Origin of the sequence: Streptomyces sp. NPDC058653 (assembly GCF_042716895.1) — a bacterium.
Taxonomy (GTDB): Bacteria; Actinomycetota; Actinomycetes; order Streptomycetales; family Streptomycetaceae; genus Streptomyces.
The window spans coordinates 1-19,512 of record NZ_JBHXRM010000028.1 but is presented as its reverse complement, the minus strand read 5'-3'; the positions used below and the strand labels follow the sequence as shown (position 1 = coordinate 19,512).

General features: G+C 71.5%; 20 protein-coding genes. 10 read left to right on the top strand and 10 right to left on the bottom strand.

Features of this window, described 5'->3' with window-relative positions:
- Positions 1-7 precede the first annotated feature (7 nt).
- Positions 8-1,042 carry a LacI family DNA-binding transcriptional regulator gene (locus ACFWU9_RS23065; RefSeq protein ID WP_384321291.1) on the bottom strand — a complete coding sequence of 345 codons (1,035 nt, stop codon included), beginning with the start codon at positions 1,040-1,042 and terminating at the stop codon, positions 8-10.
- A gap of 214 nt (positions 1,043-1,256) precedes the next feature.
- Between ACFWU9_RS23065 and ACFWU9_RS23060 the strand changes: the two genes are divergently transcribed.
- Positions 1,257-2,030, top strand: coding sequence for a VOC family protein (locus ACFWU9_RS23060; protein WP_384321289.1), 774 nt, complete (start codon positions 1,257-1,259; stop codon positions 2,028-2,030).
- Positions 2,031-2,130: 100 nt separating this feature from the next.
- Here ACFWU9_RS23060 and lysA read toward each other — a convergent pair whose 3' ends face one another.
- The 3 genes from lysA to ACFWU9_RS23045 all read right to left on the bottom strand — a co-directional run bounded on the left by lysA (position 2,131) and on the right by ACFWU9_RS23045 (position 4,866).
- Complete coding sequence (gene lysA, locus ACFWU9_RS23055; RefSeq protein ID WP_384321287.1) at positions 2,131-3,462, bottom strand: diaminopimelate decarboxylase; 1,332 nt, start codon at positions 3,460-3,462, stop codon at positions 2,131-2,133.
- Positions 3,459-3,842 (bottom strand): SAV_915 family protein, encoded by a 384-nt coding sequence (locus ACFWU9_RS23050; RefSeq protein ID WP_384321285.1) that lies wholly within the window; start codon positions 3,840-3,842, stop codon positions 3,459-3,461. Before ACFWU9_RS23050 ends, lysA begins: the two co-directional genes overlap by 4 nt.
- A gap of 178 nt (positions 3,843-4,020) precedes the next feature.
- Positions 4,021-4,866, bottom strand: a complete 846-nt coding sequence (locus tag ACFWU9_RS23045; protein ID WP_384321283.1) for a LuxR C-terminal-related transcriptional regulator — start codon at positions 4,864-4,866, stop codon at positions 4,021-4,023.
- A gap of 134 nt (positions 4,867-5,000) precedes the next feature.
- Here ACFWU9_RS23045 and ACFWU9_RS23040 point away from each other — a divergent pair, with 134 nt between their 5' ends.
- The gene (locus tag ACFWU9_RS23040) at positions 5,001-6,704 is read left to right on the top strand and encodes an AMP-binding protein (RefSeq protein ID WP_384321281.1); all 1,704 of its coding nucleotides are present in this window, start codon (positions 5,001-5,003) and stop codon (positions 6,702-6,704) included.
- Positions 6,705-6,756: 52 nt separating this feature from the next.
- On the opposite strand, the gene ACFWU9_RS23035 is transcribed toward ACFWU9_RS23040, so the two are convergent.
- Both ACFWU9_RS23035 and ACFWU9_RS23030 read right to left on the bottom strand, forming a co-directional pair.
- A complete protein-coding gene (locus ACFWU9_RS23035; protein WP_384321279.1) occupies positions 6,757-7,272 on the bottom strand; it encodes a GNAT family N-acetyltransferase in 516 nt (171 codons plus the stop codon).
- Between the two features lie 63 nt (positions 7,273-7,335).
- Entirely contained in the window at positions 7,336-7,956 is a 621-nt protein-coding gene (locus tag ACFWU9_RS23030) for a hypothetical protein (protein WP_384321277.1), read from the bottom strand.
- A 215-nt stretch (positions 7,957-8,171) separates the two neighbouring features.
- Between ACFWU9_RS23030 and gcl the strand changes: the two genes are divergently transcribed.
- A complete protein-coding gene (gcl, locus tag ACFWU9_RS23025) occupies positions 8,172-9,947 on the top strand; it encodes a glyoxylate carboligase (RefSeq protein ID WP_384321275.1) in 1,776 nt (591 codons plus the stop codon).
- Between the two features lie 150 nt (positions 9,948-10,097).
- On the opposite strand, the gene ACFWU9_RS23020 is transcribed toward gcl, so the two are convergent.
- The 4 genes from ACFWU9_RS23020 to ACFWU9_RS23005 all read right to left on the bottom strand — a co-directional run bounded on the left by ACFWU9_RS23020 (position 10,098) and on the right by ACFWU9_RS23005 (position 14,026).
- Complete coding sequence (locus ACFWU9_RS23020; RefSeq protein WP_384321273.1) at positions 10,098-10,454, bottom strand: hypothetical protein; 357 nt, start codon at positions 10,452-10,454, stop codon at positions 10,098-10,100.
- Positions 10,455-10,935: 481 nt separating this feature from the next.
- Positions 10,936-11,826, bottom strand: coding sequence for a 2-hydroxy-3-oxopropionate reductase (locus ACFWU9_RS23015; RefSeq protein ID WP_384321271.1), 891 nt, complete (start codon positions 11,824-11,826; stop codon positions 10,936-10,938).
- Between the two features lie 61 nt (positions 11,827-11,887).
- Positions 11,888-12,754, bottom strand: coding sequence for a TIM barrel protein (locus ACFWU9_RS23010; protein ID WP_384321269.1), 867 nt, complete (start codon positions 12,752-12,754; stop codon positions 11,888-11,890).
- Between the two features lie 210 nt (positions 12,755-12,964).
- On the bottom strand, positions 12,965-14,026 hold the full coding sequence (locus ACFWU9_RS23005) for an aldo/keto reductase (RefSeq protein ID WP_384321267.1): 1,062 nt from the start codon (positions 14,024-14,026) through the stop codon (positions 12,965-12,967).
- A gap of 117 nt (positions 14,027-14,143) precedes the next feature.
- On the opposite strand from ACFWU9_RS23005, the gene ACFWU9_RS23000 reads away from it, so the two are divergent.
- The 7 genes from ACFWU9_RS23000 to ACFWU9_RS22970 all read left to right on the top strand — a co-directional run bounded on the left by ACFWU9_RS23000 (position 14,144) and on the right by ACFWU9_RS22970 (position 19,299).
- Complete coding sequence (locus tag ACFWU9_RS23000) at positions 14,144-14,977, top strand: helix-turn-helix transcriptional regulator (RefSeq protein WP_384321266.1); 834 nt, start codon at positions 14,144-14,146, stop codon at positions 14,975-14,977.
- Between the two features lie 68 nt (positions 14,978-15,045).
- Positions 15,046-15,297, top strand: a complete 252-nt coding sequence (locus ACFWU9_RS22995) for a hypothetical protein (protein WP_384321264.1) — start codon at positions 15,046-15,048, stop codon at positions 15,295-15,297.
- 62 nt (positions 15,298-15,359) lie between these two features.
- Positions 15,360-15,671, top strand: a complete 312-nt coding sequence (locus ACFWU9_RS22990) for a helix-turn-helix domain-containing protein (RefSeq protein ID WP_384321456.1) — start codon at positions 15,360-15,362, stop codon at positions 15,669-15,671.
- A gap of 160 nt (positions 15,672-15,831) precedes the next feature.
- The gene (uraD, locus tag ACFWU9_RS22985) at positions 15,832-16,350 is read left to right on the top strand and encodes a 2-oxo-4-hydroxy-4-carboxy-5-ureidoimidazoline decarboxylase (protein ID WP_384321262.1); all 519 of its coding nucleotides are present in this window, start codon (positions 15,832-15,834) and stop codon (positions 16,348-16,350) included.
- Positions 16,347-16,769, top strand: coding sequence for a hydroxyisourate hydrolase (gene uraH, locus ACFWU9_RS22980; protein ID WP_384321260.1), 423 nt, complete (start codon positions 16,347-16,349; stop codon positions 16,767-16,769). Before uraD ends, uraH begins: the two co-directional genes overlap by 4 nt.
- A gap of 3 nt (positions 16,770-16,772) precedes the next feature.
- A complete protein-coding gene (pucL, locus tag ACFWU9_RS22975) occupies positions 16,773-17,744 on the top strand; it encodes a factor-independent urate hydroxylase (protein WP_384321259.1) in 972 nt (323 codons plus the stop codon).
- Positions 17,745-17,922: 178 nt separating this feature from the next.
- A complete protein-coding gene (locus ACFWU9_RS22970; RefSeq protein ID WP_384321257.1) occupies positions 17,923-19,299 on the top strand; it encodes an 8-oxoguanine deaminase in 1,377 nt (458 codons plus the stop codon).
- The last annotated feature ends 213 nt before the right edge of the window (positions 19,300-19,512 follow it).

Genomic DNA, 19,512 nt, shown 5'->3' with positions numbered 1-19,512 from the left:
GGCGTCCTCAGGAGGACGTGCGCCGCACGAGCTCCGTCGGCAGCACGACATGCCGCCAGGGCGCCCCCGGGTCCTCGATCCCCTCCAGCAGCACCCGCGCCATCGCCCGCCCCATCTCCTCCATCGGCTGCCGTACGGAGCTGAGCGGGGGATCGGTGTGGGCGGCGATGGGGGAGTCGTCGAAACCGACGACGGCCACGTCCTCGGGCACCCGCCGCCCCGCCGCCCGCAGCGAGTGCAGGGCGCCCGCCGCCATCAGGTCGGACGCGGCGAACACCGCGTCCAGGTCCGGGTGGCGGGTCAGCAGCTCCGCCATCGCCCGCCGCCCGCTCTCCTCGGTGAAGTCCCCGTGCGCGGTCCACGACGGGTCGCCGTCGCCCCCGGCCGACGCGACGGCCTCCTGATACCCGCCGAGCCGGCACCGCGCCACGTACATGTCGAGCGGTCCGGTGATCGTGGCGATCCGCCGCCGCCCGGTCTCCGCGAGATGCCGGACGGCGCCGCGCGCGCCGCCCAGATTGTCGGCGTCGACGTACGACAGGGACTCGTGGGCCGAGCGGCGCCCGCTCAGCACGGTCGGCAGGCCCATCTCGGCCAGCAGGTCCGGGAGCGGGTCGCTGCCGTGCACCGACACGAGCAGCACGCCGTCGACGCGGCCGGCGCGCGCGTACTGGAGGAAGCGCCGGCGCTCGTGCTCGGTCCGTACGAGGGTGAGCAGCAACTGCATGTCGGTGTCGGCGAGGCCCGTGCCGACGCCGTGGAGCACGTCGGAGAAGTACGGCTCGGCGAAGAACCGCTTCTCGGTCTCCGGGATCACCAGGGCCACCGCGTCCGTACGGTTCCCGGCGAGGGCGCGGGCCGCCCGGTTGGGTATGTAGCCCAGCTCGGCGATGGCCCGCTCGACGAGCTCCCTGGTGGACTCCCGCACCCGCGGCGAGTTGTTGATGACGCGCGAGACGGTGCCCCGCCCCACGCCCGCGTGCGCCGCCACCTCCTCCAGGGTGGGTCGGCTCCGCCGGTCCGCACGTCCCCTTGTCACCATCCTGCGACCTCCATCGGGGGCTCCCTCGGGGGACCGTCATCCAACCATTGGGAGCGCTCCCATAATAAGTGGTTGATCATATCGCGGACGAGGGAGGGGCGCCGCCGAGCATTACCTTCAAATACATTCAAAGGTGTCTGTTGTGCGGTTAAGGGCATTAGCCTTCCGACGCGGTCGTACGGGAGGGGCAGTGATGCGAATGGGACGGAGCGGGATGCCGAAAGCACAGGGAGTCGCCGGAGCGCCGATCTGGGTGAGTCTGCTGGCACGCGAGCTGCGGGGCGCCCAGGACTTCTACGGCAAGGTCCTCGGCTGGACCTACCGGCGCGCGGGGCTCGGTGACGACTTCTCGGTCGCCCTCATCGACGGGCTGCCGGTCGGCGGCATCGGAGCACTCGCCTCCTCGCTCCAGGTCGCCGTCTCCTGGACCCCGTACTTCAACGTCACGAACGTGGACGAGGCGGCGGCCCGGATCAGGGAGCGCGGCGGCACGGTCGGCGTCGGCCCGCTGGCCTTCCACACCGGGCGCGCGGCCCTCGCGGTCGACCCCGACGGCGCCGTCTTCGGGATCTGGGAAGGCTCCGTACGTACGGACTGGTCGATGGGGCGCGGCAGCGGCTCGGCCTCGCTGGAGCTGTGCACCAGGGACGCCGCCGCGGCCGGGCGCTTCTACTCGCTCACGCTCGGCTGGGAGCCGGAGGGCGAGGGCAAGCTGCGGCTGGTGCGCGAGGAGGACCGGGCGGTGCTCCTCGACGGCGAGGAGCCGCTCGCGCGGATCAGGGGCGGAGCCGTACAGGCGTCGCCCGACCCGCAGCTCCGGCCCCGCTGGCACGTGCACTTCAACGTGCGGGACGTGGACGCGGCCGTCGAGGCGGCCCTTGCCTCCGGCGGCTCTCTCGTCGTGCGGACCGACGCGTCGGCGGAGGTGGCGGAGGCGACGCTCCGCGACCCGGACGGCGCGCTGTTCACGGTCACCGCCGCGGTCTGAACGCGCCGTGACGGACGGCGTGCCCATCGGCACGCCGTCCGTCGGCAGGCTCCGGATCATGTCCCGTCGGACAGGACCGGGTACGGCGTCGGCCCCGGGCTCAGAGGCCGACGTCTCGGCGCCGTTGGTCGTCGAACGTCTCGCGTCGCACCAGCAGGCGCGACCGCCCGTCGGCGACCGCCACCACCGGCGGCCGGCCGGTCATGTTGTAGCCCGACGCCATCGACACCTGGTACGCGCCCGACGCGGGGACCGCGAGCACGTCGCCCGGCCGTACGTCGTCCGGCAGCTCCACCCCGTCGGCGAGCACGTCCCCCGCCTCGCAGTGCCGGCCCACGACCGTGGCCGCCCGCATCGGGGCGGTGGAGGCGCGCCCCACCCGCCGCACCGTGTAGCGGGCGCCGTACAGCGCGGGGCGCGGGTTGTCGCTCATACCGCCGTCCACGGCCACGAAGACCCGGCCGCCCGTCCGCTTCACGGCGAGCACCCGGTACAGCGCGACACCGGCCGGCGCCATGATCGAGCGGCCCGGCTCCAGGGTGAGCCGGGGGATCGGCAGGCCCGCCTCGGCGCAGGCGTCGATCAGCGCCCGCCTGATACGCCGTCCGTAGACGGCCGGGGCCGGAGCCTCGTCGCCCGGCAGATACGCCGCCGCGAAGCCGCCGCCCAGGTCGAGCTCGGGCAGGACGACGCCGAACCGGTCCCGGACGCGTACGAGGAAGGAGACCAGTGCGCGCGCGGCCCGCTCGTACGGCTCGGGCGAGACGATCTGCGAGCCCAAGTGGCAGTGCAGACCGACCAGTTCGAGCTGGTGCTGGCCCATGATCCGGGCCACGGCGTCCTCCGCGTCGCCGTTCGCGTCCGACAGCCCGAACTTCTGGCCCTCGGTCCCCGTACGGATCTTCGGATGGGCGCCCGCCTCGATCCCCGGCAGTACGCGGATCATCACCCGCTGCGAACCGTGCGCGGGCACCTGCGCGGCGAGCCTCGCGATCTCGCAGTCCGCGTCGATGACGATCCTGCCGACGCCGAGCCGCAGCGCGGTCCGCAGATCCTCCGGCGACTTGGCGTTGCCGTGCAGCACGATCCGTTCCGCGGGGAAGCCGCGCGTCGCCGCCAGCTCCAGCTCACCGGCCGAGCAGACGTCCAGGCCGAGGCCCTCCTCCTCGACCCAGTCGACGACGGCACGGCACAGGAACGCCTTCGCCGCGTAGACGATCTCCGCCTCGGGCAGCGCGCGCAGCCAGGCGCGGGCGCGGGACCGAACCTCTCCCTCGTCGAGTACGTAGGTAGGTGTGCCGTGGCGCTCGGCCAGCTCCAGGAGGGAGACCCCCGCGACGCACAGGTCGCCGCCGGGCGCGGACACGGCCGACGCGGGCCAGACGGACGGGGCGCTCAGCTCGTTGACGACGAGCAGCGGCTCGATGGTCACGCTCCCACCCCCAGCGGCACCTCGCCGGTGTGGCGCAGACACGGCCTCACCGTCGTACGGGTGGGCGCGTGGCCCGGCGGGGACGTCCGAGGGGCGACCGGCGCGGCGGCGAGCTGCGGGTCGACGGTCACGAGGACGACGCCGAGCGGCTCCGAGAGCGCCCGCAGGCACGTCTCCGCAAGTCTGATGTACGGCTGTCGCGGACCGAGCGCGGCGGTCAGCCGCCGGGCGCTGGTGAAGCCGACGGCCGTCCGCTCGCCGAGCGGTGTGCGCATGAAGCGCAGCTGCCGGCCTCCGGCGGAGCCGAGCCGTACGGGTACGTACAACGGCCCCGCCCCGGGTTCCTCGGGGTCCGCGTCTTCTTGGGTGGTGCTCTCCATGGTGTCCTCCCCAGGGGAGTCGTCGCTGTCTGACACCTGGAAGCTATGCCCGGGCGGAGCCGGACCGGACATCTCATGACGCGGCGTTGACCGGTCGGGCCGGTTATTTGACGGCTCCCTGACGGCGGCGGCCCCCGGCCCCTGCGGCACACCCGTACTCCGGCCTCTCGCGCCCCTCCTAAGGCAGCAGCCCCGCCCGGCGCGCCGCCACCACCGCCTCCAGACGCGTGTGGGCGCCCAGCTTCCGCATGGCGGCCCGCAGATACCCCTTCACCGTCTCCGGCCGCAGCCCCAGCCGCTCGGCCGCCGCCGCGTTCGTCGACCCCGCCGCCACGCACGCCAGCACGTCCACCTCCCGGGGAGCCAGCGTCACCGCGCGCGGCTCATGGCTCTCACGCTGCTGCGGCGCGCCGCCCGCGCCCGCCAACCGGCCGCAGACGGCGTGCAGTTCGCTGCGCAGCCCGGCGTCGACGATGCGTGGCGCGAGGGCCCGCAGTTCGCTGTGCGCCTCCCGGACCTCCTCCCACGCGCCGGCCCGCGCGGGCACCGGCTCCCGGGTCACGGCGAGCAGCCGCTGCACCTCGTCCCGTACCACCAGGGACTGCTCCACGTCCCGGGCCGCCGCGACGGCGGCGTCGAAGACGCGCTCGCCCATCGGCAGCGGATCGCGCAGCGCCCCGTACAGCACCCCGCGGACCTTGCGCCGCACGATCACGGGAACGGCGACCACGGAGCGCAGCCCCTCGGCGGCCACCGCCGCGTCGTACTCGTGGCTGATGTGGCGCGCCTGCCGGTAGTCGGTCACGGCGCACGGGCGCAGCAGGGCGATCGACTTGCCGCCGAGCCCGTTGCCGACGCAGATGCCGAGTCCGCGCAGCGCGCTCGTCGCCGTGCCGTGCAGCTCCGCGATCCGTACCTGGCGCGGACTGTGCAGCAGCCCGCCGAACGCGACCGGCAGTCCCGTCGCACGGCGCAGGGTCAGCAGCGCCGTACGCATCTCCACCGCCTCGACCGCCTCAGTCACAGCGCCTTCCCTCTCCAGGTCCCTCGGGTCTCTCCGTCGGCGCGACGCGGTCCGTTCACCCCCGTCGGGGGGTGGTGAGACGTACGTCACCCGATACACGATGCTAGTGAACGGGCGAGCGATGAGGAGGGCACATGAGAGCAGTCGATGCGACCGAGGAGTTCCGCGCCGCCAGGGATTTCCTGCTGCGGCACCGGGAGGACTACACCGCGGCGTACGAAGGCTTCGTCTGGCCCCGGCCCGAGCTGTTCAACTGGGCGCTGGACTGGTTCGACGTCATCGCCGAAGGCAACGACCGGCCCGCGCTGCACATCGTCGAGGAGGACGGCACCGAGAGCGTCACCTCCTTCGCCTCCCTGTCCACCAGGTCCGACCAGGTGGCCAACTGGCTGCGTGACCAGGGCGTCGCGGCCGGGGACCGTCTCCTCGTCATGCTCGGCAATCAGACGGAGCTGTGGGAGACGGCGCTCGCCGCGATGAAACTGCGCGCCGTCGTGATCCCGGCGACCCCGCTGCTCGGCGCCCCGGACCTGCGGGACCGGATCGAGCGCGGGCGGGTGGGGCATGTGATCGTCCGGGCGGGCGACACCGGGAAGTTCGCCGAGGCGCCCGGGGAGTACACCCGGATCGTGGTCGGCGCCGAAGGCTCCGAAGTTGACGCCGGGGGCCCGGACGGCGGCTGGCGGTCGTACGAGGGCTCCTACAAGGCCTCCCCGGACTTCGAGCCCGACGGGGTCACCCGCGCCGACGACACCCTGATGCTCTACTTCACCTCCGGCACCACCGCCCACCCCAAGCTCGTCGAGCAGACCCATGTCTCGTACCCGATCGGCCATCTCGCCACGATGTACTGGATCGGGCTCAGGCCGGGCGACGTGCATCTGAACATCTCCTCACCCGGCTGGGCCAAGCACGCCTGGTCGAACCTCTTCGCGCCCTGGAACGCCGAGGCGACCGTCTTCATCCACAACTACACGCGCTTCGACGCCGTCCGGCTGATGGCCGAGATGGACCGGGCCGGCGTGACGAGCTTCTGCGCGCCCCCCACGGTGTGGCGGATGCTCATCCAGGCCGACCTCACCCAGCTGCGCAACAGCCCCCGCGAGGTCGTCGCCGCCGGTGAACCGCTCAACCCCGAGGTCATCGAGACCGTCCGCAGGGAGTGGGGCGCCACGATCAGGGACGGCTTCGGCCAGACCGAGACGGCCGTCCAGGTCGCCAACTCACCGGGACAGCTGCTCAAGGCCGGGTCGATGGGCCGGCCGACCCCCGGCTATGTCGTGGAGCTGCTCGACCCGGTCACCGGAGCGCCCGGCGCGTCCGAGGGCGAGATCTCGCTTGACCTCGCGAACTCCCCGGTCGGCCTGATGACCGGCTACCACGGCGACCCGGAGCGTACGGCCGAGGCCATGGCGGACGGTTACTACCGCACCGGGGACATCGGCTCGCGCGACGCCGACGGGTACATCACCTACATCGGCCGCAGCGACGACGTGTTCAAGGCGTCGGACTACAAGATCTCGCCGTTCGAGCTGGAGAGCGCGCTCCTGGAGCACGAGGCGGTCGCCGAGGCCGCGGTCGTACCGGCGCCCGACTCGCTGCGGCTCAATGTGCCGAAGGCGTACGTCGTCCTGGCGGACGGCTGGGAGCCGGGTCCGGACACCGCGAAGCTGCTCTTCGCGCACTCGCGCGCGGTGCTCTCCCCGTACAAACGGGTGCGCCGTATCGAGTTCGCCGAGCTGCCCAAGACGGTCTCGGGCAAGATCCGCCGTATCGAGCTGCGCGCGCGCACGGCCGAGGGCTCGGCGACGGAGTACGAGGAGAGCGACCTGCGTTGACGCGGGCGCGGCCCGGCCGCGCGGCCCGGCCCGGGATTCGTCCGGCCGGGGCTCAGCCGGCCGCGGTCGTACGGCGCATACAGACACGCGGCCAGTGGTCGAGACCGTGCGCGGCCTCGGCGCGCCTGATCTCCCGCAGACCGTCGGTGAGTTCACTCTCGGCGAGGGTGCGGAAGCCGAGCCGGGTGTAGTACGGCGCGTTCCACGGCACGTCCGCGAAGGTGGTGAGGGTGAGTCCGGCCAGCCCGGCCGACTCCGCCCGTACGGCGAGATGGTCGATGAGCGCGCGGCCCACCCCGTGCCCGGACGCCGTGGGATGGACGGAGACCTGCTCGATGTGCGCGGCGCCGTCGACCTCGTCGTAGATCAGATACGCGACGGGACGGCCCGCGCCGTCCTCGGCGACCCAGGCGTGTCCCGCGCGCAGATACCGGTCGAGGAGTTCGATGCCCGGGGGGTCGTCGTCGGCGATCGCCGCCATACCGACGGCGCGGAACGGTTCACCGGCGGCCCTTTCGATGTCCTGGAGGAGGGGGAGGTCGGCGGGGACCGCGGGGCGGATTCGCATGGAGAAAGTATGCCCGGGCGACCACGAACACGGCTGTGCACGGACACGGTTGTGGTGTTCCGCTCACGCGTGTGAGCGATCCAGGTCCGCCGCCGGGCCGTTGACCGGTCGCGGGATGCCCGCCGGGTCCAGGACGAAGAGCGGCACCCCGAGGGCGTCGGCGCGGTCGCGCGCCTCGTCCGCGTATCCGGCCAGGGAGAAGAAGGCGCTCACCGCCGACTCGTTGAGCGCGTTGAGCCACAGGCACTCGACGGCGCGCGGGTCGGCGGGACGCGGACCCGAGTCGACCTGGGCCACGAGTCCGGGACCCCGCAGATCGATACCGACCTCCGGCGGCGCCTGGGCCCTGACGACGTCCTGGAAGCCGATCGCGCGCAGATAGAGGGCGGCGGCGCGCAGGGCGTCGTACGTCGTGTCCAGCGTCACCGGTCTGACCGGCACCCGCAGTATCGCCCCGCAGTGGCAGCCCAGCTCCGGCTGCGGCCACTGGTCCAGGCGCCCGCACCCGGTGCAGCTGACGGTCACCCATTCGTCGTCCCACGCCCGGCGCACGACGCGTATGACGGGCGCCCCGACCACCAGGGGCGCCGTGACGGCCGATCCGCAGGGGCAGGGGTAGGCCGTCGCCGTGAACTGGTGGCCGTGTCCGCAGTCGGGACAGCGGACAGGAACGGTCTTTCCCACTTTCGGTACCCCCTTTGCGGCCCATCGTCCATCACCGGACGGGCGTTGGGGAGGGGCTTCGTGCATCCCTTGACGCCGTTGTGTAGGCACTTTAGATTTGATTCCACATAGCAGAACACAGTTTCCGTATCGTGGAAAAGAAGGAATCAACGGAATCGACGCTCTCAGGTGGCGCGACAGAGCCCGAGTCCACCAGGCCGAAGCAGGAGCACTCCATGCCTCGTATGACCGCTGCCAGAGCGGCAGTTGAGATCCTCAAGCGCGAAGGCGTCACCGCCGCGTTCGGTGTGCCGGGCGCGGCGATCAACCCCTTCTACAAGGCCCTCGAAGAGGCGGGCGGCATCGACCACACGCTCGCCCGCCACGTGGAGGGCGCCTCCCACATGGCCGAGGGCTACACCCGTACGAAACCGGGCAACATCGGTGTCTGCGTGGGCACATCGGGTCCGGCCGGCACCGACATGATCACCGGCCTGTACTCCGCGATCGGTGACTCGATCCCGATCCTCTGCATCACCGGCCAGGCCCCGACCGCGGTGATCCACAAGGAGGACTTCCAGGCCGTCGACATCGCGTCGATCGCCCGGCCGGTCACCAAGGCGGCCACCACCGTCCTGGAGGCCGCACAGGTCCCCGGCGTCTTCCAGCAGGCGTTCCATCTGATGCGCTCGGGCCGCCCCGGCCCGGTCCTCGTCGATCTGCCGATCGACGTGCAGCTCACCGAGATCGAGTTCGACATCGCCACCTACGCGCCGCTGCCGGTCTACAAACCGTCCGCGACCCGTGCGCAGATCGTGAAGGCCCTGACGCTGCTCAACCTGTCCGAGCGCCCCCTGATCGTCGCCGGCGGCGGAGTCATCAACGCCGACGCGTCCGATCTGCTGGTGGAGTTCGCCGAGCTGACCGGCACGCCGGTCGTCCCGACACTGATGGGCTGGGGCGCCATCGCCGACGACCACGACCTCAACGCGGGCATGGTCGGCATCCAGACCTCGCACCGCTACGGCAACGAGACGTTCCTCGCCTCGGACTTCGTCCTCGGCATCGGCAACCGCTGGGCCAACCGCCACACCGGCGCCCTCGACGTCTACACCGAGGGCCGCACGTTCGTCCACGTCGACATCGAGCCGACCCAGATCGGCAAGATCTTCGCCCCGGACTACGGGATCGCCTCGGACGCCAAGGACGCGCTGAGGCTCTTCGTGGAGGTGGCGAAGGAGCTTCGGGCGGCCGGCGAACTGCCGGACCGCACCGAGTGGAACGCCTCCGTGCTGGAGCGCAAGTCCACCCTGCACCGCAGGACGCACTTCGACAACGTGCCGCTGAAACCGCAGCGCGTGTACGAGGAGATGAACCGCGCCTTCGGTACGGACACCCGGTACGTCACCACCATCGGGCTCTCGCAGATCGCCGGCGCGCAGATGCTGCACGTCTACAAGCCGCGCCACTGGATCAACTGCGGCCAGGCGGGACCGCTCGGCTGGACGATCCCGGCCGCGCTCGGAGTCGCGAAGGCCGACCCGGACGCGACCGTCGTCGCGCTCTCCGGCGACTACGACTTCCAGTTCATGCTCGAAGAGCTGGCCGTCGGCGCGCAGCACAAGATCCCGTACATCCATGTGCTGGTGAACAACGCCTACCTGGGACTGATCCGGCAGGCGCAGCGCAATCTCGACATCAACTTCCAGGTGAACCTGGAGTTCGAGAACATCAACTCACCCGAGCTGGGCGTCTACGGGGTCGACCATGTCAAGGTCGTCGAGGGCCTCGGCTGCAAGGCGATCCGGGTCACCGAGCCCGACCAGCTGCTGCCGGCCTTCGAGGAGGCCAAGAAGCTCGCGGCGGAGTTCCGGGTGCCGGTGGTGGTCGAGGCGGTCCTGGAGCGGATCACGAACATCTCGATGGGCGTGCGGATCGACAATGTGAACGAGTGGGAGGAGCTGGCCACCGAGCCCGGCCACGCGCCGACGGAGATCAGGCCGCTCGTCTGACCCGGAGTCCGCCGGGTGTCATGGCCTGATGCCCGACGCCTGATGCCTGATGCCTGTTGCGCGACGCCTGATGTCCGATGCGCGATGCGCGTGCCCCGGCCCCTCGCCCCGGAACTCCGGTGCGGGGGGCCGTCGTCCGTCGGCCGCGGGTCAGCCGCCACACCCGCAGCCGCCGCAACCACCGCACCCGCCGCAACCGCCCGCGTTCCCACCGTCCTTACCGCTGTCCTTGCCGTGCTCCTTATCGCTCGTGCCCCAGTCGGCGGGGACGTTGTCGGCCCACCAACTGGTCGACGCGGCGGCACCGGCGGCGCCGAGCGCGGTCCCCGCCGCGGCGGCGTCCTTGCCCGGCACCCGGGGCGTTTTGCGGTACTTGGCGGGCCTGACGGCGTCCAGCCCCACGAGCAGCAGCAGTACGGCCGGCGGCACCAGCCACGCCGGGTCGCTCTGTCCGACGGCGAGGGCGAGGGCGGCGGCGGTCAGGACGAGGAAGGCGGCGAGGCGCATCCTTCCAGTGTGCGCACCCCTCGGTGTCGCACAAGACGCTCAGCAGAAGATGCCCGGCCGATTCCGCGGCCGGGCATCTTCTGCTCCGAGTCCTGTGCCGGACAAGGGAGTTGGAGACCGTCCGACGGTGCGAGGCCGGCGCGACAGGACATTCGCACCGCCGGACGGCGTTCTGCGGGGCCCCGGAGGGGGCTGGGGGACCGCGGCGACGGCGACGGGGCGCGCGGGGTCCGTCCTCCTCCTGGTCAGGAGGGCGGTCCACGTACCCCTCGCCACCGCACTGGCTCGCGCGCCGCCGCGGTCCCTGGGATGTCCCTCCCAGCGACCACCCCTCACGAGGGCCGTTGGGAGGGACGGCTGTTGATCCCCGCCGGGTCGGGTCGGGTGGTTCCCGGGCTGCGGCGGCGCCTGGGCGCGACAGGACAGGTGTCAGCGCCGCCACAACCCGGAGTCGATGGGACCGGGTGGCCTGGGGCCCCGGTCAGACCTGCCCGCCGGAGAGCCGCTCGACGGCGCGCAGCAGCGCCGAGTGGTCGAGTCCGCCGTCACCCTGGGCGCGCAGCGACGCGACCAGTTGCGCGACGACCGCGCCGACCGGAAGGGCGGCACCGACATTGCGGGCGGCGTCGGTGACGATGCCCATGTCCTTGTGGTGGAGATCGATCCGGAAGCCGGGCGCGAACTCGCGGTTGATGAAGTTGTCCTTCTTACGGGTCAGGACGGTCGAGCCCGCCAGACCGCCGTTCAGGACGTCGAGAGCGGCGTTCAGGTCAACGCCGGACTTCTCCAGGAAGACCACGGCCTCGGCGCACGCCTGGATGTTGACGGCGACGATCAGCTGGTTGGCGGCCTTCACCGTCTGTCCCGCGCCGTGCGGACCGCACAGGACGATGGTCCGGCCCAGCGCGTCGAAGACGGGCCTGGCCTGGTCGAAGTCGGCCTGCTCACCGCCGACCATGATGGAGAGAACCGCCTCGACGGCCCCCGCCTCGCCGCCGGACACCGGCGCGTCGAGGACGCGGATGCCCTTCTCCCGGCCCGCCTCGGCCAGATCGATCGACGTCTGCGGGGTGATCGACGACATGTCGATGAGGAGCGCGCCCCGCTTCGCGTTCTCCAGGATGCCGTCCTCGCCGTAGGCGACGGCCTCGACCTGGGGAGAGGCGGGCACCATCGTGATGACGACGTCCGCGCCGTCGACGGCCTCGGCGATCGAGGCCGCGACGGTACCGCCGTTGGCCGCCAGCCGGTCCAGCTTCTCCTGCTCCAGCGTGAAGCCGGTCACGGAGTATCCGGCCTTGATCAGATTCTCGGCCATGGGGGACCCCATGATGCCGAGGCCGATCCAGGCCACCTTGGGAAGAGTGCTCATCAGGGGTGCCTCTCTCGCATACGTGTCTGTCTACGTGGGTGCGTCGGGTCCGGGCCCGGGCTCAGCGCGCGGCCCGCGCGTCGGCCGGCAGCCACGCGAAGGACTCGGCGCTCGGGCGGTCGCCGGGCTTGTACTCAAGGCCGACCCAGCCCTCGTAACCGGCCTTGCGGAGCCGGTCGAGCAGGTCCTGGAGGGGGAGCGTCCCGGTGCCGGGCGCGCCGCGGCCGGGGTTGTCGGCGATCTGCACGTGACCGGTCTTCTCCGCGTACGTGTCGATGACCGCGGCCAGCGCCTCGGCGTCCAGGCCGTTCATCGACAGGTGGTAGACGTCCAGGAGGAACGCGGCGTTGCCGAGCCCCGTCGCGGCGTTGACCCGGTCCACGACATCGACCGAGGACTCGGCGCTCACCAGCGGATAGCGCGGGGACTCGGGCCTGTTGAGGGCCTCGATCAGCAGGACCGCGCCGATCCGGTCGGCCGCGCGGGCGGCGAGGACCAGATTCTCCAGGGCGAGTTCGTCCTGCGTATCCGGGTCGACACCGTCGACACGGTTCCCGTACAGCGCGTTGAGCGCCTTGCAGCCCACCGAGGCGGCGAAGTCGGCGGCCACGTCGATGTTCGCGCGGAAGCGGTCCGACTCCTCGCCGGGCAGCGAGAGCGCGCCCCGGTCGGGGCCCGGGAGCTGCCCGGCGTAGAAGTTCAGGCCCACGAGCTGGGTGCCCGCGTCGTCGAGAGCCTTCTTCAGGGCGTCCAGTTCGGCCCCGGGCGGAGTGGGGGTGTCGACCCAGGGCCACCACAGCTCCACGGCGGTGAAGCCCGCGGCGGCGGCCGCCGCCGGGCGCTCCAGCAGGGGGAGTTCGGTGAAGAGGATCGACAGGTTCACATTGAAGCGCTGCTCGGAGCCGGGCCTGTTCGTGAAGGGGGCCATGAGGAGTTCTGCGCTCCTTCCGTATTGCGGAAGTTAGTTTCTGCTTAACGGAAGATTGCCTGGGATCCGGGAGGGCTGTCAAGGGGGCGGGCCCGTTTTCGGGCGTCGTACGGGGCGAAGGGCTCCGCGTCCCCGTGCCCACGCGAGCGAGCCCCGAGGGCGGCGGGAGTGCCGCCCTCGGGGCTCGCTCGGCCATCGGCCGTCCACGCCCTACCGCCGGGCCTCGACCTTCATGTCGCCCCGCGTGAGCGTGCGGCTCCTCTCGCTGCCGAGGAGCTCGTGCGGGAAGCCCAGCTCGATCGCGCCGGCCCGGTCCAGGCGGGCCAGTTGGCCCGCGGTGAACTCGACCTCCAGCGCGCCCAGATTGTCCTCCAGCTGCGCGGGGGTGCGCGCGCCGATGATCGGCGCCGTCACGCCCGGGTTCTGGAGGGTCCAGGCCAGCCCCACCTGCCCGGGTGTCCGGCCGAGCTCCCCGGCGACCTCCGCCACGACGTCCGCGATGGCGAAACCGCGTTCGGTGAGCCCGCCGTTGGCCAGATTGAAGCCCTTACGGGTCCCGTCGACCGCGACCTCCGTCGCGGTCAGATCGTCCCGGCTGTACTTGCCCGTGAGCACCCCGCCGGCCAGCGGTGAGTACGGGACCACCCCCAGCCCCATCTCGCGTGCCATCGGGATCAGATCACGCTCCCCGGAACGCTCGATCAGGTTGTACTCGATCTGCAGGGCGACCAGCGGCGCCCAGCCGCGCAGATCGGCGATCGCCTGCATCCGCGACACCTCCCACGCCGGGACGTTGGAGACCGCGACGTAGAGGACCTTGCCCTGCCGGACCAGATCGTCCATGGCGCGCAGGATCTCCTCGACCGGTGTCATGAAATCCCAGACGTGCAGATAGAACAGATCGAGATAATCCGTGTTCAGCCGTCGCAGACTGCCCTCCACCGACGCGAACATGCTTTTGCGGTGAGAGCCCCCGGAATTCGGATCGCCGGGCCGGCGCAGCGTCGTGTACTTCGTCGCCAGCACCAGGCTTTCACGGCGGTCGCGGGCGAATTCGCCCAGCAGACGCTCAGAGCTGCCATTCGTATAGGTGTTGGCGGTGTCGATGAAATTGCCGCCGCGCTCGACATAGAGGTCGAACAGCCTGCGCGCGTCGTCCCGCCCGGCGCCCCAGCCCCACTCGGTGCCGAAGGTCGCCGCGCCCAGGGCCAGCGGTGAGACCCGCAGCCCGGAGCGGCCCAGCAGCCGGTAGGTGTCGAGGGTGAGTGACATCGAGTCCTCCTGTGCGTGTGATCCGTTGCCGGGACCAAGCCTGTGACCGGCGCGAGCAGGGGGTAAGGGACAGGACTTCCTGGGAATGCCGGTCCTACCCGGGCTGTTCGACCGACCATGACGACGAGCACGGTGGACACGACACGGGAACTGGCCGCGTTCCTGCGGACCCGGCGCGAGCGCCTGGACCCGCGCGACTTCGCCCTGCCGTCGCGTCGGCAGGTCCGGCGGACCCCCGGGCTGCGCCGTGAAGAGGTCGCCGAGCTGGCCGGGGTCAGCATCGACTACATCGTGCGGCTGGAGCAGGGCCGCGGGCTGCGCCCCTCCGCGGACGTCGTGGAGGCGCTGGCCGGGGCGCTGCGCCTGGGTCCCGACGAACGCGCCTACCTCTTCGACCTGGCCCGGCGGCGCCCGCGTAACGCCGGCGAACCCGCGACCGCCGCCGCGCCCCCGCTGGCCCGACTGGTCGCCGACCTGTCGCCGCTGCCCGCCATGCTGATGAACCACCGCTACGACATCCTCGCCTGGAACAGCGAAATGGCGGGGCTGCTGCTGGATTTCGAAACCCTGCCCCCGACGCGGCGTAATGCGATGTGGCTCTGTCTGATGCATCCGGAGATCCGCGAGTTCTACGTCGACCGCGAACGCGTCGTACGGGAGGCGATCGCCCATCTGCGTGCCGCGTGGGCCGCGCATCCGGAGGACCGGGTGCTGAGCGGTCTCATCACCGAATTCACGGCTCACGACAAGGAATTCGCGCGCCTGTGGGCCGAACGGGACGTCAAGGTCCATGGCCGGGGAGACAAGGTGATACGCCATCCCCTGGTCGGCCCGATCACGGTGCGGTACGAGGTGCTGGTGCCGCTGGAGGACCCGGACCAGCGCCTGGCGATCCACCGTGCCGCGGACGAGGAGAGCCGTTCCGCGCTGGAGCTCCTTCGCGCGCGGTGACGTCGCCTGTCCCGGGCCGGGGCTCCGTTAGGGTCGTGCCCGGACGACAGCGATTCCTTGGGGGCACGGTGCGACTGAGAGTGGAATTCACGACCGAGCCGTTCGATCTGGACGAGGCCCCGGACCATGCCGTGGTGGCCCGCGAGGTCATACGGACGGCGGACCTGGACGCCGTCGACGTCGGGCCGTTCGGCAACACCGCCGAGGGCGGGGCCGACGCCGTCATCTCGGCCGTCGACGCCCTGCTCCGCCGCTCCCTGGAGGCCGGCGCCACCCGTGTGTCGCTCCAGGTGAACGTGGTCGCGGAGGACGGGAGGTGACCGAGCCCTCCGGTCGCGTCGACCATCCCTTTCTCGCCGCGGTGAAGCCGCTCATCGACGCCATGGGCGCGGAGACGGTACGGCCCGATCTGGCCCTGCCCGACGACGTCGTACTGAGCTGGGAGGGCGAGGCCGTCGTCGCCGTACGCCTGCCGCAGCTCTCCGAGTCCCTCGACCACATCCTCGCCGCGCTGGAGCGCCGGCACGGCATGCCCCTGTCGGAACTCGACCGCAGGACGAAGCAGTCGGTGGTGCGCTCGCTGGAGGCGCGCGGAGCCTTCTCGGTACGCCACGGAGTGGAGACCGTCGCGGGTGCGCTCGGGGTCAGCCGGTTCACGGTCTACAACTATCTGAACCGGTCGGAGACCAGCTGATACCCCGTCGGGGACCGGCGGATCCGGTCGGGAGAGGGCCGATCCGGCCGGGTCCGGGTGGCGGGGCATCCACACCAAAAAATTCAACAAAGTGTTGACGTGGTGTTCGCGAAGGCGTTAGCTGTCCCGCAGCCCGTCAAGCACAGCCACGGAGGCTCCCGTGACGACCGACCCGCCACCGGGCCTCACCCGGTTCAACACCTCCTCCGACAGCGCGGCACGCGCCGCACTGCGTGAGGTGTGCGCCAGTACGGCATGGGGGAGCGACCTGCTCGCCCACCGCCCGTACACCACCGCCGACACCCTCCTCGCGGCCAGTGACACCGCCACGGCCGGCCTGACCGCCGGCGATCTGGCGGAGGCGCTGGCCGGGCACCCGCCCATCGGCCGCCCGAAGCCGGGCGACCCGACCTCGGCCCGCGAACAGCGGGGCATGGCCGGGGCGTCCGACGCGCTCAAGGCGGAACTGCTCGAACTGAATCTGGCCTACCAGGAGAAGTTCGGACACGTCTTCCTGATCTGCGCCACCGGCAGGACCGGTGAGCAGATGCGGGACGCGGTCCGCGCCCGGATCGGCAACACGCCCGAGCGGGAGCGGTCCGTCGTCCGCACCGAGCTGGGCAAGATCAACCGCATCCGGCTGACCCGTCTCGTCCACGCAGGAGAGTGCCCCCCGTGAGTACGCACACCACCGCATCGGTGTCCACACACATCCTGGACACCAGTGCCGGACGCCCCGCCGAGTCCGTCGCCGTCTCGCTCTCCGCCCGGGGCGGGAGCCGCGAGCCGTGGGTGGTACTGGGGCGGTCGGCGACCGACGCCGACGGGCGGTGCAGAGACCTGCCGGCACTGCCGGAGGGAACGACCCATGTACGTCTCGACTTCGAGACCGAGGCGTACTTCCACGGCCAGGTCCACACAGCGGGCCGAAGCCACAGCCAGAAGCGAGCCGAGGCACAGCAGGACGCCCCCGCGCCACGGGACAGCGGCGCGTTCTTCCCCGAGGTGGCGATCACCTTCGCCGTCACTCCGGGCGAGCACTTCCACGTACCGCTGCTGCTCAACCCGTTCGGCTACTCCGTATACCGAGGGAGCTAGCAGATGCCGACCATTCTCGGCCAGAACCAGTACGGCAAAGCGGAGAACCGCGTCGTCAAGATCGTCCGGGACGGCGACACCCACCACATCAAGGACCTGAACGTCTCCGTCGCCCTCTCCGGCGCCATGGAGGAGGTCCACTACTCCGGCTCCAACGCCAGCGTCCTGCCGACCGACACCACCAAGAACACGGTGTACGCGTTCGCCAAGGAGTACGGCATCGAGTCCGCCGAGCAGTTCGGCATCCATCTCGCCCGCCACTTCGTCACCAGCCAGGACCCGATCCACCGGGCGCGCATCCGGATCGAGGAGTACGCCTGGGAGCGCATCGCGGCCCCCGACGCCGATTCCTCCGACGCCGGCGGTGATTCCTCCGACGCCGGCGCCGGGTCCACCGGCGGGCGCGGGCGGACCAAGCACTCCTTCGTCCGCAAGGGCCAGGAGACCCGCGTCTCGCAGATCACCTTCGACGGCTCGACGTGGGAGATCGTCTCCGGCCTCAAGGACCTGACCGTCCTGAACTCGACCGACTCCGAGTTCTGGGGCTACGTCAAGGACAAGTACACGACGCTCCGCGAGGCGTACGACCGCATACTCGCCACCGACGTCTCCGCGAGATGGCGCTACAACTGGACCGAAGACGCCGAGCCGATGCCCGACTGGGAGCACTCCTACGACCGGGCGCGCACGCATCTGCTCCAGGCCTTCGCGGGGACCTACTCCCTCTCGCTCCAGCAGACCCTCTACCAGATGGGCTCGCGGATCATCGAGGCCCGGGACGAGATCGACGAGATCCGCTTCTCGCTCCCCAACAACCACCACTTCCTGGTCGACCTCGAACCGTTCGGCCTGGAGAACGAGACCCCCGACGGCGCCGTCTACTTCGCCGCCGACCGCCCGTACGGCCTCATCGAGGCGACCGTGCTGCGCGACGGCGTCGAACCGCGGATCCCGCTCGACATGACCAACCTCTAGCACCTCGCGGTATCCCCGACGCCCGCGCCGGCGTCATGCTCCCGCGCCACAGACCGGCGGCGGAGGGCGGTACGGGGGAGGAGCGGGGGCATCTGCGCACCGACAGAACCGCGGATCCGTGTCCCACCCCGCCCGACCCCCGGATCCGTCCACCCAACGGGAAGAACGAGGACCCGCCATGGCGGCTTCGCGCATCGTCATCGAGAACTGTGCCATCGCGACCGTGGACGCGAACGACACCGAGTACACGTCGGGCCACGTCGTCGTCGCGGACAACCTCATCGAGTCCGTCGGCGCCGGCCCCGCGCCCACGGGCCTGGAGAACGTCGTACGGCGTGTCGACGCCACCGGCCATCTCCTGACCCCCGGTCTGGTCAACACCCATCACCACTTCTACCAGTGGATCACCCGGGGGCTGGCCACCGACCACAACCTCTTCGACTGGCTCGTCGCGCTGTACCCGACATGGGCGCGCATCGACGAGCCGATGGTGCGCGCCGCCGCCCAGGGCTCGCTCGCGATGATGGCGCGCGGCGGCGTCACCACCGCGATGGACCACCACTACGTGTACCCGCGCGGCGCCGGCGATCTGACCGGCGCCATCATCGGGGCCGCGTCGGAGACCGGCGTACGGTTCACCCTCGCCCGCGGCTCCATGGACCGCGGCGCGTCGGACGGCGGACTGCCGCCGGACTTCGCCGTCGAGTCGCTGGAGGACGCCCTCGCCGCCACCGAGGCGACGATCGACACCTACCACGACACCGCGTCCGACGCGATGACACAGATCGCCGTCGCCCCCTGCTCGCCGTTCTCCGTCTCCACCGAACTGATGCGCCAGGGAGCCGAGTTGGCACGCCGCAAGGGGGTACGGCTGCATACGCACGGCAGCGAGACGGTCGAGGAGGAGCAGTTCTGCAAGGAGCTGTTCGGGATGGGCCCGACCGACTACTTCGAGTCGACGGGCTGGCTCGGCCCGGACGTATGGATGGCCCACTGCGTCCATATGAACGACTCCGACATCGCCGCCTTCGCCCGTACCGGCACGGGCGTCGCCCACTGTCCGTCCTCCAACGCGCGCCTCGCGGCGGGGATCGCGCGCGTACCCGACATGCTGAAGGCCGGCGTGCCCGTCGGGCTCGGCGTGGACGGCACCGCGTCCAACGAATCGGGCGAGCTGCACACCGAGTTGCGCAACGCGCTGCTCGTCAACCGCCTCGGCGCCCACCGCGAGTCCGCCCTGAACGCCCGTCAGGCGCTACGGCTCGGTACGTACGGCGGCGCCCAGGTCCTCGGCAGGGCCGAGCGGATCGGCTCGATCGAGACCGGGAAACTCGCCGACCTGGTGCTGTGGAAGCTGGACACCCTGGCCCACTCCTCCATCGCCGACCCCGTCGTCGCCCTGGTCTTCGGAGCCGCGGCGCCCGTCACGCTCTCCCTCGTGAACGGCGGGACCGTCGTCGAGGACAACCACCTGACCACGGTGGACGAGGACGCCGTCGCCCGCTCGACGCGGACCGAGGCCCGGCGCCTCGCCCGGATCGCGGCGGCGGGCTGACGGCTCGCGACCAGCCGCGGTCGACGATCCACGCTCGCCAGGGACCCGACCGGTCCGGCCGTGGATCCTCCGGGAAGTCCGGTCGAGGGGGACGGCCCTCGACCGGCGGCCGGGGAGCCCGAGCGGTCCCCGGCAGCCGGGCCCGGGGGGGGGGGGGGGGCCCGCCCCCGCCCCCCCCGGGGGGGGGGCACCGGTCCGGCCAGGCCGAGGCCC